The organism is Streptomyces sp. NPDC057010 (assembly GCF_042673805.1).
Classification (GTDB): domain Bacteria; phylum Actinomycetota; class Actinomycetes; order Streptomycetales; family Streptomycetaceae; genus Streptomyces.
In genome coordinates this window covers 39,163-63,211 of the sequence record NZ_JBHUSC010000011.1, presented here as the reverse complement: position 1 = coordinate 63,211, position 24,049 = coordinate 39,163, and the positions used below count along the sequence as shown (strand labels likewise).

Here is a 24,049-nt window from a genome sequence, read left to right as displayed (position 1 = left end):
ATTGTCCAGATCAAACGCGGATTGACTCGATGACACGCCGGTTCGGCGCCTAGGATTCCCCTTAACACCTCACGTAGCACCTCATCGGTCTCATTCGACAGGAACCCCATGAGCGACACTTCCTCCCCCTTCGGCTTCGAGCTCGTGCGGCGTGGTTACGACCGCGGTCAGGTGGACGACCGCATTACCAAGCTGGTCTCCGACCGCGACAGCGCCCTTGGACGTATCAACTCTCTGGAAAAGCGGATCGAGGAGCTGCACCTCGAGACGCAGAACGCCCAGGCCCAGGTGAACGACGCCGAGCCGTCGTACGCCGGTCTCGGCGCCCGGGTCGAGAAGATCCTGCGGCTGGCCGAGGAGGAGGCGAAGGACCTGCGCGAGGAGGCCCGTCGCGCGGCCGAGCAGCACCGTGAGCTCGCCGAGTCGGCTGCCCAGCAGGTGCGCAACGACGCCGAGTCGTTCGCCGCCGACCGGAAGTCGAAGGCGGAGGACGAGGGCGTCCGCATCGTCGAGAAGGCCAAGGGTGACGCGGCGACGCTGCGCGCCGAGGCGCAGAAGGACGCGGCCTCCAAGCGCGAGGAGGCCGACGCCCTGTTCGAGGAGACCCGCGCCAAGGCCGCCCAGGCCGCCGCGGACTTCGAGACCAACCTGGCCAAGCGCCGTGAGCAGTCCGAGCGCGACCTGGCCTCGCGTCAGGCCAAGGCGGAGAAGCGCCTCGCGGAGATCGAGCACCGCGCGGAGCAGCTGCGCCTGGAGGCCGAGAAGCTGCGTACGGACGCCGAGCGCCGCGCCCGTCAGACCGTGGAGACCGCGCAGCGCCAGGCCGAGGACATCGTGGCCGACGCCAACGCCAAGGCGGACCGTATCCGCAGCGAGTCCGAGCGCGAGCTGGCGGCGCTCACCAACCGCCGCGACTCCATCAACGCGCAGCTGACCAACGTCCGCGAGATGCTGGCGACGCTGACCGGTGCGGCCGTCGCGGCGGCCGGCTCCCCGATCGACGACGAGCCGGTGACGCGCGGAGTCCCGGCGCAGCAGAGCCGCTGACCCGCGGATCGCGGTTACCGGTCGGTCCGGTTCGCCCGCTTCACGACCAAAGCAGGGCCGTACGCCACCTTTCGGAGGTGGCGTACGGCCCTGCGTCGTTCTAGCGTGGCCACATGATCGAGCTTGAGGGCCTTACGAAACGATTCGGCGCCAAGACCGCCGTGGACAACCTCAGCTTCCAGGTCAGACCGGGGGTGGTGACGGGCTTCCTCGGACCCAACGGGGCGGGCAAGTCCACGACCATGCGCATGATGCTCGACCTCGACAACCCGACCAGCGGGACGGTCCGGATCGACGGGAAGCACTACCGGGACCTGCCGGAGCCGCTGAAGTACATCGGGGCGCTGCTGGACGCGAAGGCCATGCACGGTGGCCGAAGTGCATACAACAACCTTCTCTGCCTGGCCCAGTCGAACCGGATCCCCGAGAGCCGGGTCACCGAGGTGTTGGACCTGGTGGGGCTGACGCCCGTCGCCAAGAAGAAGTCCAAAGGATTTTCGCTGGGCATGGGGCAGCGGCTGGGAATCGCCTCCGCGCTGCTCGGCGATCCGGAAATCCTGATGTTCGACGAACCCGTCAATGGTCTGGACCCGGAGGGAATTCTCTGGATCCGCAATTTGATGAAGGGGCTGGCCGCGGAGGGAAGAACGATCTTCGTTTCCTCCCACCTGATGAGCGAAATGGCCCTGACCGCAGACCATTTGATCGTCATCGGACAGGGAAGGCTGCTGGCCGACCTGTCGATGGCCGATTTCATCCAGCAGAACTCGCGCAGCTACGTCCGGCTGCGCTCTCCGCAGCAGGAACGCCTCAAGGACGTCCTGCACGCGGAGGGGATCGACGCCATCGGCGTTCCGGCCACCGGCGTGCTGGAGATCGACGGCGTGGGCCCGGAGCGGCTCGGCGAGCTGGCCGCCCGGCACCAGATCGTGCTGCACGAACTCAGCCCGCAACGGGCGTCACTGGAGGAAGCGTTCATGCGCATGACGGCGGACTCCGTCGAGTACCACGCCCACGCCCCGGGCGCGCCCGTGCCCGCGGGCATGGCCGCCGACAACCCCGCCCGGCCGGCCGACGTGCCCGCGTGGGGCGCCGGGTTCGAGGCACAGCGCAAGGGCGGGAAGTGACCATGTCCTCCTTCCCCGCGGTCCTCCGCTCCGAGTGGACCAAGATCCGCACGGTCGCCTCCACCAGCTGGACCCTCGCGCTCGTCTTCCTCGTCACCGTGGGGTTCGCCGCGCTGTTCAGCGCCACGTACGACACGAGCGGCATGGACGCGGCCGCCCGGGCCACCTTCGACCCCACCGCGATGAGCTTCAATTCACTGCTGTTCGGACAGCTCGCGATGATCGTCTTCGGTGTGCTGGTCGTGAGCACCGAATACAGCACGGGCATGATCAAGACCTCGCTTGCCGCCGTACCGAACCGCACGGGCTTCCTGCTCGGCAAGATGGCCGTGGCGGGGGCGCTGGCCCTGGCCGTCGGGCTGGCGACCAGCTTCGTGTCGTTCTTCCTCACGCAGGCGATCCTGGGTGACTTCGGCATCGGGCTCGGAGCGGACAACGTCCTGCGTTCCGTGATCGGCGCCGGCGTGTACATGGCGCTCCTCGCCCTGTTCTGCATGGGCGTGGCGGCGATGCTGCGCAGCTCGGTGGCGGCCATCAGCATCCTGATCCCGTTCTTCCTGATCGTCTCGACCGTCCTCATGGGTTTCGAGGCGACCCGTACGGTCGGCCAGTACCTGCCCAGTAATGCCGGGTCGCGGATCATGCAGGTCGTACCCGACGCCTTCGGGAGCCCCGAGGCCCCGTACGGCCCGTGGGCCGGACTCGGGATCATGGTGCTGTGGGTGCTCGCCTCGGTGATCGGAGGCCTGCTGGTCCTGAGGAAGCGGGACGCCTGAGCCGGCGACTCCGGGGGATCCCCGGGTCGGTCTCAGGGGTACCTCAGGGATCCGGCCCGCGACGGAACCGTAGGAACCTCGTTATCCTCTTAACCCTTACGCGGGCGAAAGTCGTCCCGGCCTGGTAAGGGGCAGCAAAGATGATCGAGGCAGTCGGCCTGACCAAGCGCTTCGGCGCCAAGACCGCCGTCGACCAGCTGTCCTTCCAGGTCAGGCCGGGTCACGTGACCGGATTCCTGGGGCCCAACGGCTCCGGGAAGTCCACCACCATGCGCATGATCGTCGGCCTCGACCGGCCCACGTCGGGCAGCGTCACGATCAACGGCCTCCCCTTCCGGGAGCTGCCGAACGCCCAGCGGCTCGTCGGCGCCCTGCTCGACGCCAAGGCCGTGCACGGCGGCCGCCGGGCCCGCACCCACCTGCTCTCCGTCGCCCAGCTCTCCGGCATCCCCGAGAAGCGGGTGGACGAGGTGCTGGCCGTCGTCGGGCTCCAGGACGTCGCCCGGCAGCGCACGAAGGGCTTCTCGCTCGGCATGGGCCAGCGGCTCGGCATCGCCACCGCCCTGCTCGGCGACCCGCAGGTGCTGCTGTTCGACGAGCCGGTCAACGGGCTCGACCCCGAGGGCATCCTCTGGGTCCGCAACCTCATGCGCCGGCTGGCCGCCGAGGGCCGCACCGTGCTGGTCTCCTCGCACCTGATGAGCGAGATGGCGCTGACCGCCGACCACCTGATCGTGATCGGCCGGGGCCGGCTCCTGGCCGACATGGGCACCCAGGAGTTCATCACGCACAACTCGGCCGGATTCGCTCGGGTGCGCGCGGCCGACACCGACCCCGATGGCCGGGACGCGCTGGGTGCCGCACTCGCCAGGGCGGGCGGCCGGGTCCTCCAGGAGCCCGACGGAGCACTGCGCGTGACCGGGCTGGACCTGCCGCGCATCTCCGACCTGGCGCACGGGGCCGGCGTACGGCTGTGGGAGCTGTCACCGCACCGGGCCTCGCTGGAGGAGGCGTACATGCGGATGACCCAGTCCTCCGTCGAGTACGCCTCCACCGACGATCCGCGGGCCGAGCTGTGGGAGCCCGAACCGCACACCGTCCCGGCCTGGGAGGACGGGCCCGAGGCCCCCGAGGTCCCGCAGTCGGGCTTCTTCGCGCCCCCGCCGCCCGGCGCGGGCGGCCGGCCCTTCCTGATGCCCAGCGACCCCGGCGCGCTCGCGAGCGCCGCCAAGAACACCCCCGAGGAATCCCGATGACCCCGACGAGCACGACGACGCCGGCGGCCTCGGAGCAGCCGAAGGGCTACACCTCTCCCCTGCCGGCGCCGCGGCCGCACCTGGGGCACGCCCTGGCCTCGGAGTGGACCAAGATGGTCTCCGTCCGCTCCACCCTCTTCACGCTCGGCTCGCTCATGGTGACCGTCGTGGGGTTCGGGCTGCTCTTCGTCTCGCAGAGCACGGACCGGGAGTTCGTCGACATCCACTTCACCACGCCCGCCCTCTTCGGCCTGCTCGTCGGGCAGGTCGCGGTGATGGTCCTCGGCGTCCTGACCATCACCTCGGAGCACGCCACCGGGCTGGTGCGGACCACCTTCACCGCCGCCCCCGACCGGTACCGGGTGCTCACCGCCAAATACCTCGTCTTCAGCACCACGGCCTTCGTCACCACCGCGCTCGCGGTCTTCCTCGTCGGGATCGCCGCGGCGATCGTCCACGACGGCGCCGGCGCCGGGCCGCACGCGGCGGACGAGTGGCTGGGCGCGCTGGTCGGCTGCCTCTACGTCACCCTGCTCGGCGTGCTCGCGCTCGCGGTCGGGGCGCTGCTGCGGCATTCGGCCGGGGCGATCGCCGCGATGCTGGGCCTCGTCACGCTGCCGCCGGTGGTGGGCGCGATGCTCAGCGTCTGGGAGGCCGCCGCGCCCGTCGGGCGGGCGGTCCTCGAACACAACGCGCCGGTCGCGCTGATGCAGCTGTTCGGGGTGCCGAACGGCGCCGACGCGTCCACCGTGCCCGGCAACGTGTCCCACATGGTGCTGATCCTGCTGGTCACGGGCACCGCGGTGGCCGCGTCGTACGTGACGGTCGGCCGCCGGGACGTCTAGCGACGGCCAGGTACGGCTAGTACTTGGGGGCGTTACGGGACCGCTGCACCCGCGAGGTGCGGCGGTCCTTCGCGTTCCAGCACGCCTTGTGCCAGTGGCGCCGGTCGTCCACGCCGCCGTACTCCGGCCAGGCCACCAGGTGGGGGGTGCCGGAGGGGATCTCCTGGTCGCAGCCGGGGCAGCGGTAGCGCTTGCCCGCCGCGCTCGCGCCCGCGACGTGCCGGACCTTCCAGTCCTCGCCCTGGTACTCCTCCGTGCGCTCCAGCCCGTAGCGGTCGAGGCCCGTGCTCGGACGTTCTTCCGGAGTCTCGCCGCCCCTGGGGCGGTTGTGGCGCGGTGACACGTATACCTCACGGATGGGCGGACGGCAGTGACTTTCTCCCAGACTACGCGCAGCGAGGCGGGGTACCCGCAGGGTGGTGGGCGAAGGACGGCCCCGCGACGGGCGATGGCCCGACAATCCCAATAACTTTCCTGTCAGCCCGTGCCTTTGGCACGTGTCAGACGTTGTTGCCATAGGAAGAACCGGTCCACCTGGGGGAGGCCGCGTCAGCCGCGAGGAGGGTGAAGGCGATGCGCGTAGGAGCGTTTGTACTGGCGGCCCAGTTCCCGGGTCAGGGACAGGGAGAGGCACTGCACCGGGCGGTGCGGACCGCCGAGGTGGCCGAGGAGGCCGGGCTGGATTCGGTCTGGCTCGCCGAGCACCACTTCGTCCCGTACGGGGTCTGCCCCTCGGCGGTGACCCTGGCGGCCCTGCTGCTGGGCCGGACCCGGCGGCTGCGGGTGGGCACCGCGGTCAGCGTGCTGCCGAGCGCGCACCCGGTGGCCCTCGGCGAACAGGCGGCGCTGCTGCACCTGACCTCCGGCGGCCGGTTCACCCTCGGGGTGGGGCGCGGCGGACCGTGGGTGGACCTGGAGGTCTTCGGGGGCGGCCTGGACTCGTACGAGAACGGCTTCCCGGAGGCCCTGGACCTGCTGCGCCGCTGGCTGACGGAGGCGCGGGTGGGAGCCGCCGGCGAGCGGTACGGCTTCCGCGAGGTGGCCGTCGTACCGCGCCCGTCGGAGGCCCTGGACGGTGACGGGACGGGCCCGGAGGTCATCGTGGCGTGCACCTCCCCGGGGTCGGTACGGATGGCCGCGCGGCGGGGCCTGCCGATGCTGCTCGGCATGCACTGCGGGGACGAGGACAAGGCCGCGATGGTCGCCCTGTGGCGCTCCACGGCGCTGGCCGCGGGCCACTCCCCGGAGTACGTCGCCGGCGCCGGCCACGTCTCTGCCGGGGTGTGCCAGCTGGCGGACCGCACGGCGGACGCCCGCGAGACGCTGCTGAAGGCGATGCCGGGCTGGCTCAAGCAGGGCCTGGACGCCCACGTGACCGTGGACGGCCGGGTACGCGCGATGCGCGACCCCGTCGCCTACACGGAACTCCTCTGCGACCTGCACCCGGTGGGCACCCCGCGGCTGGCGGCGGACCGACTGGCGGCCACCGCCGAACGCACGGGGATCACGCGCTTCGCCCTCCTGACGGAGGGCTCCGGCGATCTCGCCGCGACGGAGGAGAACGTACGACGCCTCGGCACCGATGTCCTGCCCCGCCTCGGCTGAGACCGACCGGGCGTAGCGGCCGTACCGGCCGTGTTAACAGTCCCGCAGTTCCGGCGACTGGTTGAGCAGCTGGCCGCGGATCGAAGTGAACTTGGCGAGCCGGTCGTCGACCGAGGGATCCAGCGGGAACACCGCCACCCGGTGACAGTTCTGGAAGGCCAGGCGCACTTCGAAGTGCCGCTGCAGCGCACCGCGTATCGCGTCACTCGCGAGCGCGCGCAGCAGCTGCCCGCGCGCCTGCTCGTCCGGCGGCGGCGTCTGGTTGTCGGCGAACTGTCCGCCGTCCACCTTCAACTGGGCCACCAGCGAGCTGATCATCTCCCATGCGTAGGGCAGGGAGGTCCGGACGCAGTCGACGAAAGCGGCTTCGTCGACCTCGCCTCGCTCGGCCTGTTCGAGTAGGGCCGGTGAGACGTCGAGCGACATGGGTTCTCCTCTCGCGACCCCGGCGGTTTGGTTGCCGGGGCCTTACGGGCAGGGAAGGAGACCGCGACGCAGCGTGCACGCTCCGCAACCTCCCGCTCACCACGGTAGGCGTCCCATGGGGTGCGCACCAGGAGAATGCGCATACAACGCGCCATCCGCGAACGGGGCTTTCAGGGGCGAATCGCGTGGAGGCCCGTCGGTCGAGTAGCGTTGCCGACCATGCGTCTCGTCATTGCCCGCTGCTCCGTCGACTACGCGGGCCGGCTCACCGCCCATCTGCCCTCGGCACCCCGTCTGATCCTCGTGAAGGCCGACGGCAGTGTCTCGATCCACGCGGACGACCGGGCGTACAAACCGCTCAACTGGATGTCGCCCCCGTGCACCCTCAAGGAGGGGAGCGGGGATGAGACCGGTGTGTGGACGGTCGTCAACAAGGCGGGCGAGAAGCTCATCATCACGATGGAAGAAGTCCTGCACGACTCCTCCCACGAGCTGGGCGTCGACCCCGGTCTGATCAAGGACGGCGTGGAGGCGCACCTCCAGGAGCTGCTGGCCGACCGCATCGACACGCTGGGCGAGGGCTACACGCTGATCCGGCGCGAGTACATGACGGCGATCGGCCCGGTGGACATCCTGTGCCGGGACGCCTCCGGCGGGACGGTGGCCGTGGAGATCAAGCGGCGCGGCGAGATCGACGGCGTCGAGCAGCTGACCCGCTACCTGGAGCTGCTGAACCGGGATCCGCACCTGGCGCCGGTGCGGGGCGTTTTCGCGGCGCAGGAGATCAAGCCGCAGGCGAGGGTCCTCGCGACGGACCGGGGCATGGACTGCGTGGTCCTGGACTACGACGCGATGCGCGGCATCGAGGACGACAAGCTCCGCCTGTTCTGACGCCTTTTCGACGCGCCGCTCGCACGTCTCGGCCCTGGCGGGCCTCATCGGCTTCGCGCCGCTGCGCCGGACTCCGTCCGTCGGCCCCTGCCCGCCGCGGGGGGGCGCTGCGCGGAGCCGGTCCTCAAACGCCGGGCGGGCTGATTTCAGCCCGCCCGGCGTTTGAGGGCACGGGCGCGCAGCGCACGTACGGGGTCCGGGGCGGAGCCCCGGTTTCGGGAAGGGGCGGGGTGGGGGAAAGCCCCGCAGGGCCGGGCACCCCGGGGCCCTAGCCGGTCGCCGTCGGGGACTGGGGCTGGGTCGGCGGGGTCGCCGTCGGGGCGGGGGTCTCCGAGGCGCTCGGGCTCGGGGTGGGCGTCGGCGTGCCCGGATCCGGCGGCGTGGACGACGGGGTGGCCGACGACGGCCGGGTCGACGGCGGCGTGGGCGTCGGCTTGCGCGAGGGAGTCGGACGCGTCGGCCCCGCCGTGCTCGGGCTGCCGGCGGCACCCGGCTCCGCGGGAGCGGAGTCCGACGGCGCGGCCGGATCCGACGGCGCCGGCGCAGGATCGTTCCCGCTCGTCCCCGGCGCCACCGACGGCGCCACCCGCGTCGGGGTCGACGACACGGCCGGCCCCTGCGCCGGCTCCGGGGAGTCCGAGGAGCCCATGGCCAGGCTCACCACCGTGCCCAGGGCCACCACCGTCAGCGCACCGGCCCCGGCCAGCAGGATCCGGCGCCGCCGGCGCGCGTCCGCGGCCGGCCCGGCGTACGGCGGCCTCACGCCACCGGCCGGGGTCGGGGCCGGGTCCGCGGCCGGCTTCGGAGACGTCGGGAAGGCGTCCTCGAACACCTCCGACAGCGTCGAGGGGACCTGCGGGCGCCCGATCACCGGCACGATCGGGGTCATCGGACCCACCGGCGTCACCCGCGTCACCGCTTCCGAGGCCTCGGGGGGAACCCCGCCCGGCGCGGCCGGGAGCGCCGCCGTCACCGCCTCCGAAGCCGCCGGCAAGGCGGGCGGCAGGGCCGGCGCGGCCGACGGGGCCTCCAGCCGCAGCGGCGGCGACGCCGCCACCACCGCCGCCTCCCGGTCCACGACCAGCGCCAGCGCCCGCCGGCCCGCAACGGTGCCCCGCTTGTCCGCGAGCGCGCCCCTCAGCCCGATGGAGGTCTCCAGCTCGGCCCGCGCCCGGTCCAGCCGCCCCTCGCACAGGGAGAGCACCCCGAGTTCGTGGTGGAAGTAGGCCTGCTCGGCGACCTCCCCCGCCTTGCGCGCGGCCTCGGCGCCCGAGCGCAGCACCCGCTCCCACGCCTCCCAGTGCAGCGAGGCCGCGAACGCCGGAGCCGCCGTCCGCGCCAGCAGCACCGCCGCCACCACGTCCGCACCGGCCAGCGCGGCCAGTACCGCGTCCGCCTCGGCCGCGACCCGCTCCGGGGTCACCGAGGTGTGCCCGGTCCACCAGGCGTAGTGGCGGGCGGCCGTGCGGGCCCCTTCCGCCGCGGTGTCCCCGTACCCGGCCTCCTCCAGCTGCCGGGCGACCCCGGCGGCGAGCCGGAAGCGGGTGCCGACCGGGGTCAGCAGCCCGCAGGCGAGCAGTTCGGCCACGGCCGAGTCGGCGTGGGTGTCCCCCACCAGTGCCGGCAGGTGCGCGTGGTGCGGCATCTCGCCGCCCAGCGCGCACGCGATCCGCAGGGCGGCGCGCGCCGACTCGCTGACCCGCGAGGCCAGCAGCTCGGCCGGGGCCGCGCCTTCGGCGAGCGTCGGCAGCGGCACCTGCGCGGTGTCGCGCGGGCGTTCCTCGAAGACGCCGGGCTCCTCCTCGTCGTCGTCCTCGTCGGTGTGGTTGAGCTCGTCGCGCTGCCGCAGCAGCGCGGTGGCCTGGACGAAGCGCAGCGGCAGCCCCTCGGAGGCGAACCGCAGATCGTCCGCCCAGGCGGCCTCCAGGTCCGTGAGGGGGCGGCCGATGCCCGCTTCGAGGAGTGCGAGGCAGTCGGCCTTGGCGAGCCCGCCGAGGGAGACCTCCTCCAGGTGCGGGTCGTCGGAGGGGCTGCGGGTGTCGGGGGTCGTGGCGAGCAGGTAGGCGCATTCGGGGGTGGCGCGCAGGAGTTCGTCGAGGGCGGGGCCGCCCATCTCCAGGTCGTCGAGGAGGACGACGGCGCCGATGTCCCGTACGCGGGAGAGGAGTTCGATGCGGTCGGGCCGCTGGTCCGAGGCCTCGTACACGGTGGCGTACAGGGTGTGCAGCAGCTCGCCGGGCTGCTGGTGGCCGTGTCCGGAGAGGCGTACGACGCCGTCGGGGGCGAGGCCGGCGCACCGGTCGGCGACGGCGTCGAGCAGTGCGGTACGGCCCGATCCGGCGGGCCCGGTCAGCCGTACGGACCGCCCGCGGGCCAGCAGTCGTACGAGCCGCTCCCGCTCCTCCTCGCGCCCGTACAGCGGCGTGGTGACGGGGGCTCCGGGCAGGACGGGCGGGCGGGCGGCGGCGTCGCGGTCGCCCCGGGCGGCCGCGTCGCGCTTGGCGGGGCGGCCGGGGGCGGTGCCGGGGCGGACGGGCTCTATCTCGCTGCCGTCGACCGGGTTGACGGTGAGCGTGAAGTCGCCGGCGGTGAGGCTCACGATCCGGGCGGGTGCCGCGGCCGGGTTCCCGGCGGGCCCGGGCAGCTCCTCCGGGTGGGTCTGCCCCTGTGTTCGGTCCATGACCAAGTCCCCCGATCGCGGGCCGTGCGCCTCGCCGTCGTACCTCCCGGCCTTCGCACGCCGCTCTCGCTACTGGTCCGGTTTTCCGCCCGAACCCTAGACCGTGGCCGGACGCGCCGGAACCGCAGGGGGGCCATCACCACCGGACCGTTACGTTTCCGCAGGAATCCGGAACACGCCGTTCACACTCGCGGGAGGGACTCCGCCTCCAGGCCGCCCTCGATCGCGAGGATCCGGTGCAGCCGGGTGGCGACGAGCAGCCGCTGCATCTGCGGGGGCACCCCGCGCAGCACGAGCCGCCGCCCGGTCCGGCCGGCCCTCCGGTGTGCGCCCATGATCACGCCGAGGCCGGTCGCGTCCCAGGAGTCGAGCCCGGTGAGGTCGAGCACGAGGTCGCCGTGGCCGTCGTCGAGGGCGGTGTGGAGGGCCGTACGGGCGTCCGCCGCGCTGCGCACGTCGAGGCGGCCCCCGACAGCGAGTTCGACGTGGTCGCCCCTGATGTGCATGTGTACTCCCGGCAGTACTGCGTACGTATGGTCCGACTGGTCCGTGGTCGGCAACTCTCACTGCAACTGACTGCCGCACGGGCAGGGAAGTTGCCGACCGTGAGCGAACCGATACCTAATTCACCCCGAGGGGTGATGGCATTCGAACGATGGTGCTCAGTGGTCCGGCCCGGTTCGGCCTCAGTGCTTGTAGAAGCCCTGCCCGCTCTTGCGGCCGATGTCACCGGCGTCGACCATGCGGCGCATGAGCTCCGGCGGCGCGAACTTCTCGTCCTGGGATTCGGTGTAGATGTTGCTGGTGGCGTGCAGCAGGATGTCGACGCCCGTGAGGTCCGCCGTGGCCAGCGGGCCCATCGCGTGCCCGAAGCCCAGCTTGCACGCGATGTCGATGTCCTCGGCGGACGCCACGCCCGATTCGTACAGTTTCGCGGCCTCGACGACGAGGGCGGAGATCAGACGGGTCGTCACGAAGCCGGCGACGTCGCGGTTGACGACGATGCAGGTCTTGCCGACGGACTCGGCGAACGCGCGGGTGGCGGCGAGGGTCTCGTCGCTCGTCTTGTAGCCGCGTACGAGCTCGCAGAGCTGCATCATCGGGACGGGCGAGAAGAAGTGCGCGCCGACGACCCGCTCCGGGCGCTCCGTCGCGGCCGCGATCTTGGTGATCGGGATGGCGGAGGTGTTGGAGGCGAGGATGGTGTCCTCGCGGACGAGCTTGTCGAGGGTGCGGAAGATCTCGTGCTTGATCTCGATCTTCTCGAAGACGGCCTCGACGACGATGTCCACGTCGGCGGCGGCGTCGAGGTCGGTGGTCGTCGTGATGCGGGCGAGCGCGGCCTCGGCGTCCTCGGCCGTCATCTTCCCCTTGGAGACGAACTTGTCGTACGAGGCCTTGATCCCGTCCGTGCCACGGGTCAGCGCGGCATCGGTGACGTCCCTCAGTACGACGTCCCAGCCCGCCTGAGCGGAGACCTGAGCGATTCCGGACCCCATCAGTCCGGCACCGATGACGGCGAGCTTCCCAGCCACTTCACACCCCACGTTCTTCACACTTCAAACGACCCGGTCTCGAATCGGCCCGGTCATGCGGCCTCTCCGGCGGAGACTAGCGCCCGGGCGGTGCGGTGTGACCGCGAAGTAACACGCGTCACGTCTCAGATGACGGACATCACACCGGCCCGGCCCACCGGTCCCCGGGGGCCGTGCAGTTGGGCGCGGACTACCCTGGCGGCATGGTGAACCTCACGCGCATCTACACCCGCACCGGCGACAAGGGCACGACCGCCCTGGGCGACATGAGCCGCACGGCCAAGACCGACGTGCGGATCTCCGCCTACGCGGACACCAACGAGGCCAACGCCGCCATCGGGACCGCGATCGCCCTCGGCCAGCTCCCGCCGGAGGTCGTGAAGGTCCTGGTCCGCGTGCAGAACGACCTCTTCGACGTGGGGGCGGACCTGTGCACCCCGGTGGTCGAGAACCCCCAGTACCCGCCGCTGCGCGTCGAGCAGTTCTACGTGGACAAACTGGAGGCGGACTGCGACGTCTTCAACGAGCGGCTGGAGAAGCTGCGCAGCTTCATCCTCCCGGGCGGCACCCCGGGAGCGGCCCTGCTCCACCAGGCCTGCACGGTGGTCCGGCGCGCCGAGCGCTCCACGTGGGCGGCGCTGGAGGTGCACGGTGAGGTGATGAACCCGCTGACGGCGACCTACCTGAACCGCCTCTCCGACCTCCTGTTCATCCTGGCCCGTACGGCCAACAAGGAGGTCGGGGACGTCCTGTGGGTGCCGGGCGGCGAGCGCTAGCCGACCCGCTGCGCGTCCTTCGGCCCGTCGCCGGCACCGGCCGGGGCCTTCTTGGGCCACAGCGTGTAGGTGGCGGCGATCAGGGCGTGGATGCCGACCGCCCGCAGGGCGCCGAACTGCCACGCCCTGAGCGAGCTGACGTCACCCGCGTCACCGACGTACCAGATCGCCCCCTGGAGCAGGCCGAGGGCGACGGCCGCGGCGACGACCGTACGGATCCACAGCTTCCACTCGTGGACCGCCCGTGCCTTCCCGTACCCGGCACCGGCCGGCTTGGGCCCTCCGGCCAGCCGGTACGCGGCGTGGCCGTCGAGCCAGGTGACCGTGTAGTGGCCGTAGGCGACGGTGTAGCCGATGTACAGGGCGGCCAGGCCGTGCTTCCAGTCCGGCTCGGCGCCGTTCTTGAGGTCCAGCGTGGTGACCACGAGCAGGACCAGCTCCAGCACCGGCTCGCACAACAGGAGGGCGGCGCCGGTCCGGGGCATCCTCGCGAGGTAGCGCAGGGCCAGACCGCCCGCCAGCAGCAGCCAGAATCCGACCTCACAGGCCACGATCAGCGTGACGATCACTGGGGTCTCCTTTCGGTCCCCTCCAGCCTGCGGGCGGCCGTGCCGCGATACGTCGTCTGCGCAGAGGAGCCGTGACTGCATCCTTCGATGTACCGGCGGGCCGCGAACTCGGCCTTCCCCGGCGAGGCCGCAGAGCCCCCGCACCGTGTTGGATGGTCCCGTGACGATTCCCCGCCCCCACCGGCACGATGTGCTCCTCGCCGTGGTCAGCGTGTGCGCCGGGCTCGTGCTGTGGGGCCTCGGGGTGTACTCCAACGCGGGCCAGCGCCTGTTGCCCGCCTGGGCGGCCCTGGTTCCGCTGCTGATCCTGGGCACCCTGGAGCTGGTACGCCGCTCACACCCGCGCACCGCGCTGACCATCGGGACGATCGCGATCGTCGCCGACCAGTTCACGGTCGGCAGTCTGGCCTCCGTCCTGATCTTCACCGACCTGATGTACGCGGCCGTGGTCTACGGCAGCCCGGCGCTGGCCCGGCGGCTGCCGGTGACCACCGGCCTGCTCACGGTGGCCGTCACCATCGGGGCCGTGGCCTGGCTGCGCACCCCGCAGGCCCTGCTCATCGGCGTGCTCACCGGCATCGTCTGCTTCGGCCCGGCCCTGACCGGCGCCACCCTGCGCGACCACCGCGAGGCCGCCGTGGCCGCCCGGCTGCGCGCCGAGCAGACCGCGCTGCTGGCCGAGATGGACCGCAGCCAGGCCGTCATGGCCGAGCGCGCCCGGATGGCCCGGGAGCTGCACGACATGGTGGCCAACCACCTCTCCGCCATCGCCATCCACTCCACCGCCGCGCTCTCCATCGACCGGGCCGACACAAGCCGCGAGGCGCTCGGGGTGATCCGCGAGAACAGCGTCCAGGGGCTGGCCGAGATGCGCCGGCTGATCGGGCTGCTGCGGGACGCGGGGGCGGAGCAGGAGGCCGCGGCCGTGCCCTCGCTGGACGGGCTGGAGGCCCTGCTCGGCCAGGCCCGTACCAACGGCTCGGCGAGCGGGCTGGAGTTCGTACTGCACGACGAGCGGCCGCCCGGGGAGCCGACGGCGGCCCCGGTGGAGCTGGCGGCGTACCGGATCGTCCAGGAGTCGCTCACCAATGCCCTCAAGCACGCGGTGCCGGGCACGGTCACGGTCCGCGTGGCGCGTGCGGACGGGCGGCTGTCCGTGGCCGTGGACTCCCCCTACGGGGACCGGCCCGGCCCCCGCGCCCCCGGCTCGGGGGCCGGGCTGACCGGCATGCGGGAACGGGCGGAGCTGCTCGGCGGGGAGTTCACGGCGGGCCGGGCCGGCCGGGTGTGGCAGGTGCGGGCGATGCTGCCCGCGGAGGAGAAGGCGGTGGAGGCGTGACCATCAGGGTCGTGGTGGCGGAGGACCAGAGCGCGGTACGGGCCGGGCTGGTGCTCATCCTGCGCAGCGCGGGCGACATCGAGGTGGCGGGCGAGGCGGCCGACGGGGAGGAGGCGGTGCGGCTGGCCCGTGAACTGCGGCCCGACCTGGTCCTCATGGACGTACAGATGCCGAGGCTCGACGGGGTGTCGGCGACCCGCCAGGTGGTGGCCGAAGGGCTGGCCGACGTCCTGGTGCTGACCACCTTCGACCTCGACGAGTACGTCTTCGGGGCGCTGCGGGCGGGGGCGGCGGGGTTCCTCCTGAAGAACGCGGAGGCGGCGGAGCTGATCGAGGCGGTACGGACGGTCGCGCGCGGCGAGGGCCTGATCGCCCCGGCGGTGACCCGCCGGCTGATCGCCGAGTTCGCGACTCCGGCCCGGCCGGCCAGACCGGCCGCCCCACCGGCCCTGGAGACGCTGACCCGGCGCGAACGCGAGGTCCTGTCCTGCCTGGGCGAGGGCCTGTCGAACGCGGAGATCGCGGTACGCCTGCACATGGCGGAGGCCACGGTCAAAACCCACGTGAGCCGCCTCCTGGCCAAACTGAACCTACGCAGCCGCGTCCAAGCCGCCGTATTGGCGCAGGAGTTGGGTTTGTAGCCGCTCCGGGCCAACGGATGGGCCGGGCCCCTGTCGACCCCGCCCGGGCGGTTCCGGTGGGGCCGGGTGTGTGCCGGGGCGCCCCCGCAGGGCGCCGAACGCCGTCCCGCAGAACTGTCCGTCCCCGGTGCCACGTTCGGCGCCCGAGGAGGTGCCCCGGCGCGCGCCCGGCCCCACCGGAACCGCCCCGCCCGGCGGTGGCCATGGCGGCTTCGCCGCGCCTCAGAACGTGAGGATCAGGCGGCCCCGTACGCCGCCGCGTTCCAGCTGCTCGTGCGCGCGGGCGGCCAAGGAGGCGGGGAGGACGGCGGCCGTGCGCAGGGTCACGGCCCCCTCGGCGGCCAGGGCCGCGAGTTCCGTGAGGGCGCCCTTCTTGTCGGGGTGGGCCATGACGAAGGCCTGGTGCACGGCGATCCCCCGCGTGGCGGGCAGCTCGTACGGGCGGCACGTGACGAGCGTGCCGCCGTCCCGCACCGCCCCCAGCGCCGCCTCGCCGAGGACGGCCGCGTCGATGAGCGCGTCCACCCCGCCCGGCGCCGCGGCCCGGTACGCCGCCACGGTCTCCTCCGCGGTGCTCCCGCGCGGGACGACGACGTCCGCCCCGAGCCGGGTGAGCAGCTCGCGGTCGGCCTCGTGGGCGTCCGCGAGCACCCGCAGCCCCCGGTGCCGGGCCAGCTCGACGACGTAGCCGCCCAGCGCTCCGGCGCCGCCGGTGACCGCGATCGTGGCACCGGGCGCCGGCGCCGCCAGGCCCAGGGCCTGGTGGGCGGTGAGGCCGTTCATGGGCAGGCCCGCCGACTCCGCGGACGGCAGCCCGTCGGGGATGCGCACCGCCTGGTCGGCGGGGACGCAGACGTACTCGGCCTGGGCCCCGCCGAGCGCGGTGAACGGGTTGACGAAGGCCATCACCCGGTCGCCCGGCGCGAGGTCCGTGACGCCCGCACCGGCCTCGACCACCTCGCCGGAGGCGTCCATGCCCGGGGTGTACGGGCGTGCGAAACCGGTCATGTAGGCGTCGAGTTCACCGGCGCGCAGCATGAGGTCCGTCGGGTTGACGGCGGCCGCGGCGACGCGGATCAGGACGTGGCCCGGCTCGGTGGAGGGCCGGGGACGCTCCACGAGGGCGAGGACCTCGGGGGCGCCGTAGACGGGGATGCCGATGGCTTGCATGGTGGTGGTCTTCCGGTGTGTCGGGGTCGGCAGGTCAGGCCGTGGTCAGGGCGGTGAGAGCGGCGAGCCGTTCCTCCGGGGAGCCGCCGATCGTGTGGACGGTGACTCCGGCCTGCGCCAGGGTGTCCAGCAGCAGCCGGTCGGACAGGGCCCGGAAGTGCTCGCTGATCGGCGGCACCGGGTCGCCCAGCGGGAACTCGACGGGCAGGTGCACGAAGGTGTCGTAGCCCGCCAGCGCGCGGTGCACGATCTCCCGGCCCAGGTGGTCGAGTACCTCGTGGTACGGGCCTTCGGCCGCCCGCACCGCCTCGTACGGGACGTCCTCGCCCGGGTGGAGGCCGACCGCGAGCCGGACGGTGGCGTAGACCCACTCGTGCAGCAGGGAGCCGTCGGAGAGGAACGCGCCGGGCAGGGCGGCCTCGGCCAGCACCCGCTCGGTGAGGCGGCGGACGACCAGCTGGACGAGCTCGGGGGCGCTGGCCTCTTCGAGGGGCTTGGGCACGCTGCCCACCGGGTCCCGCATGGGCCTGCCGTGGGCGGACGGGATCCCGGTGGCGGCGCCGGCCGCGCGGATCAGGGTGGTCTTGCCCGCACCGTAGGCACCGACGACGGCGGTCCTCTGCGCGGCCGGAGTGGCGGGCGGGGTCACGGGGCTGGTCACGGAAGGAGCCTTTCGGGGATGCGGGCGGCGGCCGGGTCGGGCAGCGGGAGCGGGTGCGGGTCGGGGGCGCCGGGCAGGTATCCCCAACCGGCACGGGCGCCGAGCTGACGCAGGGTCGGGTCGCAGCCGACGCGCACCGCCCGGCCGGCGGCCTCCATCATCGGGACGTCCGAGACGTGGTCGCCGTAGGCGGTGGACGCCGCCAGGTCGATGCGGTGGGCGGCGGCGAAGAGGCGTACCGCGTCGGCCTTGGCCTGGCCGATCATCGGCTGGTGGGGGCGGCGGACCAGGCGCCCGGTGTAGGTGTCGGTGACCGGGTGGACCTCCGGCTCGGAACACAGGATGTGGTGGGCGCCGACCTGCTCGGCCAGCGGCTCCAGCAGGGCCGGGAACGAGCCGGAGACCAGGACGACCAGGTCGCCCGCCTCGCGGTGGTCGTGCAGGGCGGTCAGGACCGGCTCGTTGAAGTGGCCGCCGGCCGCCAGTTCGGCGGTGAACCAGTCCCGCGCGAGCCCCTCGATCAGGGCCCGGTCGACTCCGGCGTACAGGCCGAAGTAGGCCCGGTTGGTGTCCTCCCTGCGGATGCCGGCGGCCGTCATGGCCTTGAACCGCTGCCGTTCCCGCACGTAGTGGTGGGGCGGGCGGCCGGTGGCGGCGTACCAGTACGAGAGGAACCGGAACAGCCCCACCGAGGTGGTGAGGGTGTGGTCGACGTCGAAGAACGCGGCGCGGGTCATGTCGGGCCTTCCAGGGCGGGTGGTGCGGACGGGGAAGGCCCGCGGGGTGTTGGTGCGGCTGCGGGACCACGACGGGGGAGGGTCCGTCCCGCAGCCGCACCGGTCGGTGGGCCTGCTCGGCGGTGGCGGCGGGCGGTCAGACGCGGACGCCTCGGGCGGCGAGCATCTGGGCCGCCTTCCCGGCGGTCCCGGCCTGGTGCAGCTCGTCGTCGGTGATCTCGGTGCCGAAGCGGCGGCTGAGGTCCACGGCCACCTCGACCAGGACGAGGGAGTCGTAGCCGAGCATCTCGAAGTTGGTCTCGGGGGTGGTGTGGGCCGGCGCCTCGTACTTCGCGATGAGCACGTCGAGGATGACCTCGGTGAGCGCGGTGACGGGGGTGGCGGCGGCGAGCGTGGTGATGGTCATGGGGGTCTCCTTCGGGGAACGGACGTCGGTGGGAGGGGTCCTGCGGTGTCAGCAGGCGGTGATGTCGGGCCAGGTCAGGGCTGCCGAGCCCCAGGTGAGGCCGCCGCCGAAGGCGGTGAGCAGCACCCGGTCGCCGGGGGCGATGGTGCCGGCGGACGAGGCCTCGGCGAGGGCCAGCGGGATGGAGGCGGCGGAGGTGTTCCCGACGCGGTCGATGTTGATCACCGCACGGTCGGCCTCGATGCCGATCTGCTCGGCGACCGCCCGCAGGATGCGGATGTTCGCCTGGTGGCCGACCAGGTGGTCGACGCTGTCGACGGGCCAGTCGACGCGGTCCAGGAGGGCGGCGGAGGACTCGCTCATCCGGCGGACGGCGCTGGCGAAGACCTTCTTGCCCTGCATGGTGAAGTAGCGGCCGTCGTCGCCGGGTTCCTGGTGCGTGGCCCGCTGGCGGGAGCCGCCGTCGGGGATGCAGATCAGGTCCTTGTCGGTGCCGTCGGAGCCGAGGTCGAATCCGGCGAAGGCGCCCGGCTGGCCCTCTTCGCCGCGCCGCAGTACGGCGGCGCCGGCGCCGTCACCGAAGATGACGGAGGTGGTGCGGTCCTGCGGGTTCAGGATGGTGGAGTAGGTCTCGGCGCCGATGACCAGGGCGGTCTCGACCCGGCCTGCCAGTACGGCGTTCGCGGCCACTTCGAGGGCGTACACGAAGCCGGAGCACACGGCCGAGATGTCGTAGGCGGCGGCCCGGGAGAGGCCGAGGCGGGCGGCGACGTCGGGGGCGGTGGCGGGGCACGGGTGGTCGGGGGTGGTGGTGGCCAGGACGACCAGGTCGACATCGGCTCCGATGTCCAGGCCGGCCGACTTCAGAGCGCGGTGCCCCGCCTCGGTGGCGAGGTCTCCGGTGGACTGACCGGTGTCGGCCCACCGACGCTGGCGGATCCCGGTCCGGGTGCGGATCCATTCGTCGGAGGTGTCGAATCGGTCGGCGAGCTCTTCGTTGGACACGCGCCGAGGGGGAAGGTAGGTGCCAAGTCCTCCAAGAACGGCCGCAGGCATGGGGATCCTCCAGTAGGTGTGGGTGGGAGCGGACGGGGGCCGGGTGGCCCGGCGGTGGGCATCCGGCCCCGTCCGCCGCTCGGTTGGTCCGCGGGACCTCAGGCCGCGATGCGGTCCAGTTCGTTGGTGGTGTCGAGCTGGGCGTACTCCTCCTGGGCCCTCTCGATGGCCTCGTCGATGCTCAGGACCGGGCGGATGCCGTAGATGTCGATGATCTTCTGGAGGCGCTCCGGGATGGTGCCGCCGACGCTGTGGTACGGGATGTGCAGCTCGTCGAGGGTCTTGAGCATCAGCTCGTCGGCGAGCGAGCGGAAGCGCTCGTTCACGGGCCGGTGGCCGTCCGCCACCAGCGGGAACTCGATGGGCAGGTGGACGAAGGAGTCGTAGGCCGCCTTGGCGTGCTGCTTGGCCGGGACGGCCATCTGCTCCAGCACCTTGCCGTAGAAGCGGACCTCTTCGCTGACCTCGACGGTGTCCAGGTTCACGGACTCGTTCGGGTTGATGCCGACCAGGACGCGGACGGTGCCGTACGCCCACTCGTGCAGGGAGGAGCCGTCCGAGACGAAACCGTGCGGCAGGTGCGACTCGTTGACCGCGCGCTCCTGGTTGCGGCGCATGATCAGCATGATCAGCTCGGCCGGGGTGCACTCCTCCAGCGTCTTGCCGGGGATGGAGATGGGCAGCAGCTCCCGCATGGTCTTCGCGGAGGAGCGCGGCAGGCCGGTGAGGTGCGCGACGGCCATGGTGGTGAGGGTCTTGCCGACGGAGTAGGTACCGGCGATGGCGAGCTTCATGATCGTTCCTCGAATGTGTTCGAAACGGGTGGTTGGTTGAGCAAGAACAGGGGGTGCCGGAGGGCGGGTCAGGCGGGAAGGCGGTGCGCCACCGAGCAGACGACGCTCACGCCGGCGAGTTCCGCGGCGATGTCGGCCCGCCGCCAGGTGTCGCCGTGGCGGGTCGTGAGCAGGGTGGCGTCGCGCAGTTCGGCCGTGACCGGATGGGGTCCGCCGTCCGGCGTGGTCAGCGGGCGGTGCGGGGAGGACGCCTCCAGCAGGGTGGAGCGCATCCAGAGGGTGTCGGAGTCGGCCCGGCTGACGCCGTCGAGCTCGTAGAGCATGACCTGGCCGAGCTGGAGGGCGACGACGAAGGCGTCGACCAGTCCGGCGGACGGCTGGTGGCCTCCCTCGGTGCCGGAGCCGGGCGCGGCGGCCAGGTCCCATGCGGTCAGCCGGGCCACGGCGGTGGCGCTGTCCCGGCCGGGGGCGACGCGCACGTCCTCGACGCTCTGGCGGCGCTGGCGGTAGGCATCGCCGAAGGGGCGGTCGGCCAGGCCGGTGAGCGGCGGCTCGGCGGGGGCGCGGAGCACGTCCGGGTGGTCGAGCTCGACGCGGATCGTCAGGGCGCCGACGGTGGCGTCCACGACGGACACCGTCCGTTCGGGGTCGGGTGAGGGCTGCTCGGCGGCGAGGCGGGCGGCGACGGGGATGGCGGCCAGGTCGTCCTCGACCGGGACGGCGCCGGCCTTGATCCGGGCCCGGCGCAGCCAGGAGCCGCGGAAGTCCTCGTCGTCGAGGCCCCGGTGCCGGGCGAGCAGGGCTTCGGTGAGCTGTACGCCCAGGAGCAGGACGTCGATGGTGGAGAGGTGGGGCTTCTGGTCGACCTCGCCCTTGCGGGACCAGTCGGCGGGGTAGGTGACGGCTGCGGTGCCGGTCAGGGTGGGGGTGGTGGTGGACCCGGTGGTGGCGTCCTGGCCGAAGGCGATGCCGGCCAGCCGGTGCTGGGCGCGCTTGTAGCCTTCGCCGAAGAAGCGTCGCTCGGGAGCGCCGAGGTAGTCCGAGACGTTGTCGAGGTCCAGGGGGGTACGGGTCGCGCGGCTCTCGGCTGCGGCCAGGATCGCCATCGGGGGTCCTTCCTTCCTTCGTTGTGCCGTATGGGGCGGGGGTTGGGGCGGGCGGGGTGTGTGGTGGGTGTGGCGGGGGCTACTTGGCGCCGACGAGGGTGCGCTCCTCGGCCACCTCGAGGGCCGTCTCGGAGGTCGTCTCGGCGATAGGGGCCTGCGCGGGCTTGTCGGTCCGCAGGAAGAGGGCGACCAGCAGGGCTCCGCCGAGGACGATCAGGCCGTCGACGAACATTCCGAAGGTGGTGCCGGTCAGGACGCCGGCCACCGAGGCGACTCCGTCGGTGAGGTCCCCGTACTGGGAGGCGGCGATGGCGGACATGATCGGGATGCCGAGCGTGAAGCCGATCTGCTGGGTCATGGTGGCCAGACCGGTGGCCAGGCCCTGCTCGCTGTCGTCGATGCCGGAGGTGGCGGTGACGGAGTAGGCGACGATGGCGAGGACGTGGCCGAAGCCGCCGACGAAGGTGGTGATCAGGATGGCGACGATGCCGGCGGTCTTGTTCTCACCGAGCCAGAAGAGGGCACCGGTCATGACCGCCTGGATGACCAGGCCGAGGACGAGGCCGCCCTTGGCACCGGTACGGGCGAGGATCTTCGAGGCGAAGGTGCCGCCGAGGAAGGCGCCGAGGCCGAGGAAGCCGAACATCAAACCGGTCTGGAAGGCCGTGAGTTCGAGCACCTGCTGCATGTAGAGGGTCAGCAGGAAGGAGAGGGCGGACTCCATCGAGAAGGTGACCAGGCCGCCCAGGTTGCCCCACTTGACGGAGTTGGACTTCAGGATGGCCACCGGGGCCAGCGGCGCGGCGGACTTCAGCTCGATCAGGTAGAAGGCGACCAGCAAGGCCGCGGCGAGCAGCAGGGTGCCCCAGGTCTGCGGCGCGGCCCAGCCGTTGCGCTCGATGCCGGTGATGCCGAAGACGAAGGCGAGCAGGCCGCCGGTCACCGTGATGGCACCGGGAATGTCCAGCTTGGGGCGGGAGTCGGAGACCGACTCGGAGATCACGGCGATACCGGCGGCGAACAGCACCACGCCGACGGGGACGTTGATGAAGAAGTCCCAGCGCCAGGACAGCAGATCGGTGAGGACACCGCCGAGAATCGCGCCGGAGGCGAATCCGAGGGAAAGCAGCGCCCCGTTGAGACCGAGTGCCTTGGTCCGCAGCGGACCCTCTTCGAAACTCGTGGTGATCAATGCCATTCCGGACGGAGTGACGATGGCGGTGGCCAGGCCCTGGGCTATTCGCGCGGCGAGCATTACCTCAGGGCTGGTGGCCAGTCCACCGATCAGGGACGAGATCGTCAGAAGCGCCATTCCGGCGAGGAAGAGCTTCTTCCGGCCGATGATGTCGCCGATGCGGCCGAAGAGGAGCATGAAGCCGGCGGCGGTGAGTGCGAATGCGGAGACGACCCACTGGAGGCTGTCGATTCCGAATCCGAGATCGTCGCCGATCTTCGGAAGGGCGACGGTCAGGATCGAGAAGTCGACCGCGAACATGAACTGGGCGCCGAGCAGGACGAGGAGGATCGTCTTCTGCTTGCCCGTCATACGGAGTGATTCGGGGGAGGAAGTCTTGGACATGTGAAGAGCTTCGTGCTTCACAAGAAGATCAACCAGTGCGCGGGCAACATAGTGCCGCCACCAACAGGATGGCCGGGCGGCCGGTCCTGTGACATCAGGTCAGCGGGTCCCAGACGTGCCCGCCGCCGTCCAGGTCCGCCCGTACCCGGCCGAAGACGACGTCGGCGAAGTGGCCGGCGTAGACGACGGTGCCGGGGGTGGCGGCGTCCCGGAGGAAGGCGGTGCGGGTCCGTACAGCCGTGGCCCTGTCGGCGTCGAAGAACACCGGCCAGTGCGGGTGGGCGACCTGGAGCGGCGAGTGCAGGACGTCGCCCGTGATGATCAGCCGGTCCCCGTCCTCGCCGCCGTCGCCCGTGAGGACGTAGCTGGCGTGTCCGCCCGTGTGGCCGGGGCTCTCCCGCAGGGTGACCCCGGGGAAGACCTCCTCCCCGTCCACGGCAGGCCGGACCCGCTCGTGCAGCACCGCGGGGATCTGCGCGGCCCCGCCGCCCCGCCATTCGGCCGCGGAGAGCACGAAGGAGGCCGAGGAGAACAGCGGGCCGCGGCCGGTGCCGAGGAAGGCCCAGCCGACGTGGTCGTCGTGGAGGTGGGTGAAGGCGATGGTGTCGATCCCGGCGGGCGTGCGGCCCGCCTCGGTGAGGGATCCGAGCAGGCCACCGCCGACCAGCTCGCCCATCGAGGGATGCGTCTGGGCGGCCGCGAGCCGGCGCGGCCCGTAGCCGGTGTCGATGAGCAGGGCCCGGTCCCCGTACTCGACGAGCAGCCCGCCGATGGCGGCGACCAGGCAGCCGTCGGCGTCGAGATGGTCCGCGAAGCCGTCGGTGTCCGCCGCCGTCAGGCCGGGGAACCAGCCGGTCGGGCGGAGCTGGACGAGGCCGTCGGGGAGGTGGGTGAGGCGGTACTCGCCGAAGGTGCGGGTGCGCAGGGGCGAGGGCCGGGTGAGCCGCTGCGCCGCCGGGGCCGGGTGCATGGGATGCGCTCTCTTCGCTGGATCGTCGAAACCCGGCGATCACAGGGCGATCACCGG

The 24,049-nt window shown here is 72.3% G+C and carries 25 protein-coding genes; 10 read left to right on the top strand and 15 right to left on the bottom strand.

The features are described from left to right. Positions 1–108: 108 nt before the first annotated feature. From ACFTXQ_RS13860 to ACFTXQ_RS13840, 5 genes are all read left to right on the top strand, one after another. Positions 109–1,047 (top strand): cellulose-binding protein, encoded by a 939-nt coding sequence (locus ACFTXQ_RS13860; RefSeq protein ID WP_382639907.1) that lies wholly within the window; start codon positions 109–111, stop codon positions 1,045–1,047. Between the two features lie 113 nt (positions 1,048–1,160). Continuing rightward, positions 1,161–2,174: an ABC transporter ATP-binding protein gene (locus ACFTXQ_RS13855; RefSeq protein WP_382639904.1), complete on the top strand. Its 1,014-nt coding sequence runs from the start codon at positions 1,161–1,163 to the stop codon at positions 2,172–2,174. Positions 2,175–2,176: 2 nt separating this feature from the next. After that, the gene (locus ACFTXQ_RS13850; RefSeq protein WP_382639901.1) at positions 2,177–2,950 is read left to right on the top strand and encodes an ABC transporter permease; all 774 of its coding nucleotides are present in this window, start codon (positions 2,177–2,179) and stop codon (positions 2,948–2,950) included. A gap of 140 nt (positions 2,951–3,090) precedes the next feature. Further along, positions 3,091–4,206 carry an ABC transporter ATP-binding protein gene (locus ACFTXQ_RS13845; protein WP_382639898.1) on the top strand — a complete coding sequence of 372 codons (1,116 nt, stop codon included), beginning with the start codon at positions 3,091–3,093 and terminating at the stop codon, positions 4,204–4,206. After that, positions 4,203–5,051 (top strand): ABC transporter permease, encoded by an 849-nt coding sequence (locus ACFTXQ_RS13840; protein ID WP_382639895.1) that lies wholly within the window; start codon positions 4,203–4,205, stop codon positions 5,049–5,051. The genes ACFTXQ_RS13845 and ACFTXQ_RS13840 overlap by 4 nt, the downstream gene beginning before the upstream one ends. A 16-nt stretch (positions 5,052–5,067) precedes the next feature. On the opposite strand, the gene ACFTXQ_RS13835 is transcribed toward ACFTXQ_RS13840, so the two are convergent. Next, complete coding sequence (locus ACFTXQ_RS13835; RefSeq protein ID WP_382639893.1) at positions 5,068–5,394, bottom strand: ATP/GTP-binding protein; 327 nt, start codon at positions 5,392–5,394, stop codon at positions 5,068–5,070. 230 nt (positions 5,395–5,624) lie between these two features. On the opposite strand from ACFTXQ_RS13835, the gene ACFTXQ_RS13830 reads away from it, so the two are divergent. Then, positions 5,625–6,656 carry an LLM class flavin-dependent oxidoreductase gene (locus ACFTXQ_RS13830; protein ID WP_382639890.1) on the top strand — a complete coding sequence of 344 codons (1,032 nt, stop codon included), beginning with the start codon at positions 5,625–5,627 and terminating at the stop codon, positions 6,654–6,656. A gap of 33 nt (positions 6,657–6,689) precedes the next feature. Here the strand turns inward: ACFTXQ_RS13830 and ACFTXQ_RS13825 are convergent, their stop codons facing one another. Further along, positions 6,690–7,082 (bottom strand): SCO5389 family protein, encoded by a 393-nt coding sequence (locus ACFTXQ_RS13825; protein ID WP_382639888.1) that lies wholly within the window; start codon positions 7,080–7,082, stop codon positions 6,690–6,692. Positions 7,083–7,301: 219 nt separating this feature from the next. Between ACFTXQ_RS13825 and nucS the strand changes: the two genes are divergently transcribed. After that, positions 7,302–7,973: an endonuclease NucS gene (gene nucS, locus ACFTXQ_RS13820; protein ID WP_382639885.1), complete on the top strand. Its 672-nt coding sequence runs from the start codon at positions 7,302–7,304 to the stop codon at positions 7,971–7,973. A gap of 268 nt (positions 7,974–8,241) precedes the next feature. On the opposite strand, the gene ACFTXQ_RS13815 is transcribed toward nucS, so the two are convergent. The 3 genes from ACFTXQ_RS13815 to ACFTXQ_RS13805 form a co-directional block, all read right to left on the bottom strand. Beyond that, positions 8,242–10,653 (bottom strand): ATP-binding protein, encoded by a 2,412-nt coding sequence (locus ACFTXQ_RS13815; RefSeq protein ID WP_382639883.1) that lies wholly within the window; start codon positions 10,651–10,653, stop codon positions 8,242–8,244. A 182-nt stretch (positions 10,654–10,835) separates the two neighbouring features. After that, entirely contained in the window at positions 10,836–11,159 is a 324-nt protein-coding gene (locus tag ACFTXQ_RS13810; RefSeq protein WP_382639881.1) for an STAS domain-containing protein, read from the bottom strand. Positions 11,160–11,339: 180 nt separating this feature from the next. Further along, positions 11,340–12,188, bottom strand: a complete 849-nt coding sequence (locus tag ACFTXQ_RS13805) for a 3-hydroxyacyl-CoA dehydrogenase family protein (protein ID WP_382639880.1) — start codon at positions 12,186–12,188, stop codon at positions 11,340–11,342. Positions 12,189–12,391: 203 nt separating this feature from the next. On the opposite strand from ACFTXQ_RS13805, the gene ACFTXQ_RS13800 reads away from it, so the two are divergent. Next, positions 12,392–12,964 (top strand): cob(I)yrinic acid a,c-diamide adenosyltransferase, encoded by a 573-nt coding sequence (locus ACFTXQ_RS13800; protein WP_382639879.1) that lies wholly within the window; start codon positions 12,392–12,394, stop codon positions 12,962–12,964. On the opposite strand, the gene ACFTXQ_RS13795 is transcribed toward ACFTXQ_RS13800, so the two are convergent. Then, entirely contained in the window at positions 12,961–13,533 is a 573-nt protein-coding gene (locus ACFTXQ_RS13795; protein ID WP_382639877.1) for a hypothetical protein, read from the bottom strand. The two genes, ACFTXQ_RS13800 and ACFTXQ_RS13795, sit on opposite strands and share 4 nt — an antisense overlap. A gap of 160 nt (positions 13,534–13,693) precedes the next feature. Here ACFTXQ_RS13795 and ACFTXQ_RS13790 point away from each other — a divergent pair, with 160 nt between their 5' ends. Together ACFTXQ_RS13790 and ACFTXQ_RS13785 are read left to right on the top strand one after the other, a co-directional pair. Next, positions 13,694–14,872 (top strand): sensor histidine kinase, encoded by a 1,179-nt coding sequence (locus ACFTXQ_RS13790; RefSeq protein ID WP_382639874.1) that lies wholly within the window; start codon positions 13,694–13,696, stop codon positions 14,870–14,872. Continuing rightward, entirely contained in the window at positions 14,869–15,513 is a 645-nt protein-coding gene (locus ACFTXQ_RS13785) for a response regulator (protein WP_382639871.1), read from the top strand. Before ACFTXQ_RS13790 ends, ACFTXQ_RS13785 begins: the two co-directional genes overlap by 4 nt. Before the next feature lie 222 nt (positions 15,514–15,735). Here ACFTXQ_RS13785 and ACFTXQ_RS13780 read toward each other — a convergent pair whose 3' ends face one another. The 9 genes from ACFTXQ_RS13780 to ACFTXQ_RS13740 form a co-directional block, all read right to left on the bottom strand. Beyond that, entirely contained in the window at positions 15,736–16,683 is a 948-nt protein-coding gene (locus ACFTXQ_RS13780; RefSeq protein WP_382639869.1) for an NADP-dependent oxidoreductase, read from the bottom strand. A gap of 34 nt (positions 16,684–16,717) precedes the next feature. Then, positions 16,718–17,344: an AAA family ATPase gene (locus ACFTXQ_RS13775; RefSeq protein ID WP_382639866.1), complete on the bottom strand. Its 627-nt coding sequence runs from the start codon at positions 17,342–17,344 to the stop codon at positions 16,718–16,720. Further along, a complete protein-coding gene (locus ACFTXQ_RS13770; RefSeq protein ID WP_382639864.1) occupies positions 17,341–18,081 on the bottom strand; it encodes an HAD family hydrolase in 741 nt (246 codons plus the stop codon). Before ACFTXQ_RS13770 ends, ACFTXQ_RS13775 begins: the two co-directional genes overlap by 4 nt. A gap of 136 nt (positions 18,082–18,217) precedes the next feature. Then, on the bottom strand, positions 18,218–18,487 hold the full coding sequence (locus ACFTXQ_RS13765; RefSeq protein WP_382639861.1) for an acyl carrier protein: 270 nt from the start codon (positions 18,485–18,487) through the stop codon (positions 18,218–18,220). A gap of 48 nt (positions 18,488–18,535) precedes the next feature. Continuing rightward, positions 18,536–19,543, bottom strand: coding sequence for a beta-ketoacyl-ACP synthase III (locus tag ACFTXQ_RS13760; protein WP_382639858.1), 1,008 nt, complete (start codon positions 19,541–19,543; stop codon positions 18,536–18,538). Between the two features lie 98 nt (positions 19,544–19,641). After that, positions 19,642–20,337 (bottom strand): AAA family ATPase, encoded by a 696-nt coding sequence (locus ACFTXQ_RS13755; protein WP_382639855.1) that lies wholly within the window; start codon positions 20,335–20,337, stop codon positions 19,642–19,644. Between the two features lie 68 nt (positions 20,338–20,405). Beyond that, on the bottom strand, positions 20,406–21,443 hold the full coding sequence (locus ACFTXQ_RS13750) for an AvrD family protein (RefSeq protein ID WP_382639852.1): 1,038 nt from the start codon (positions 21,441–21,443) through the stop codon (positions 20,406–20,408). 79 nt (positions 21,444–21,522) lie between these two features. After that, on the bottom strand, positions 21,523–23,022 hold the full coding sequence (locus ACFTXQ_RS13745; RefSeq protein ID WP_382639849.1) for an MFS transporter: 1,500 nt from the start codon (positions 23,020–23,022) through the stop codon (positions 21,523–21,525). A 94-nt stretch (positions 23,023–23,116) separates the two neighbouring features. Next, positions 23,117–23,992, bottom strand: coding sequence for an MBL fold metallo-hydrolase (locus ACFTXQ_RS13740; RefSeq protein ID WP_382639846.1), 876 nt, complete (start codon positions 23,990–23,992; stop codon positions 23,117–23,119). Positions 23,993–24,049: the final 57 nt, after the last annotated feature.

Bases quoted from the DNA above. Each gene is read 5' to 3' on its own strand.
- ACFTXQ_RS13780 (WP_382639869.1), bottom strand. From the start codon at position 16,683: ATGCAAGCCATCGGCATCCCCGTCTACGGCGCCCCCGAGGTCCTCGCC.
- ACFTXQ_RS13860 (WP_382639907.1), top strand. From the start codon at position 109: ATGAGCGACACTTCCTCCCCCTTCGGCTTCGAGCTCGTGCGGCGTGGT.
- ACFTXQ_RS13760 (WP_382639858.1), bottom strand. From the start codon at position 19,543: ATGCCTGCGGCCGTTCTTGGAGGACTTGGCACCTACCTTCCCCCTCGG.
- ACFTXQ_RS13740 (WP_382639846.1), bottom strand. From the start codon at position 23,992: ATGCACCCGGCCCCGGCGGCGCAGCGGCTCACCCGGCCCTCGCCCCTG.
- ACFTXQ_RS13755 (WP_382639855.1), bottom strand. From the start codon at position 20,337: ATGAAGCTCGCCATCGCCGGTACCTACTCCGTCGGCAAGACCCTCACC.
- ACFTXQ_RS13830 (WP_382639890.1), top strand. From the start codon at position 5,625: ATGCGCGTAGGAGCGTTTGTACTGGCGGCCCAGTTCCCGGGTCAGGGA.
- ACFTXQ_RS13840 (WP_382639895.1), top strand. From the start codon at position 4,203: ATGACCCCGACGAGCACGACGACGCCGGCGGCCTCGGAGCAGCCGAAG.
- ACFTXQ_RS13845 (WP_382639898.1), top strand. From the start codon at position 3,091: ATGATCGAGGCAGTCGGCCTGACCAAGCGCTTCGGCGCCAAGACCGCC.
- ACFTXQ_RS13850 (WP_382639901.1), top strand. From the start codon at position 2,177: ATGTCCTCCTTCCCCGCGGTCCTCCGCTCCGAGTGGACCAAGATCCGC.
- ACFTXQ_RS13815 (WP_382639883.1), bottom strand. From the start codon at position 10,653: ATGGACCGAACACAGGGGCAGACCCACCCGGAGGAGCTGCCCGGGCCC.
- ACFTXQ_RS13750 (WP_382639852.1), bottom strand. From the start codon at position 21,443: ATGGCGATCCTGGCCGCAGCCGAGAGCCGCGCGACCCGTACCCCCCTG.
- ACFTXQ_RS13770 (WP_382639864.1), bottom strand. From the start codon at position 18,081: ATGACCCGCGCCGCGTTCTTCGACGTCGACCACACCCTCACCACCTCG.
- ACFTXQ_RS13745 (WP_382639849.1), bottom strand. From the start codon at position 23,022: ATGTCCAAGACTTCCTCCCCCGAATCACTCCGTATGACGGGCAAGCAG.
- nucS (WP_382639885.1), top strand. From the start codon at position 7,302: ATGCGTCTCGTCATTGCCCGCTGCTCCGTCGACTACGCGGGCCGGCTC.
- ACFTXQ_RS13765 (WP_382639861.1), bottom strand. From the start codon at position 18,487: ATGACCATCACCACGCTCGCCGCCGCCACCCCCGTCACCGCGCTCACC.
- ACFTXQ_RS13855 (WP_382639904.1), top strand. From the start codon at position 1,161: ATGATCGAGCTTGAGGGCCTTACGAAACGATTCGGCGCCAAGACCGCC.
- ACFTXQ_RS13810 (WP_382639881.1), bottom strand. From the start codon at position 11,159: ATGCACATCAGGGGCGACCACGTCGAACTCGCTGTCGGGGGCCGCCTC.
- ACFTXQ_RS13800 (WP_382639879.1), top strand. From the start codon at position 12,392: ATGGTGAACCTCACGCGCATCTACACCCGCACCGGCGACAAGGGCACG.
- ACFTXQ_RS13825 (WP_382639888.1), bottom strand. From the start codon at position 7,082: ATGTCGCTCGACGTCTCACCGGCCCTACTCGAACAGGCCGAGCGAGGC.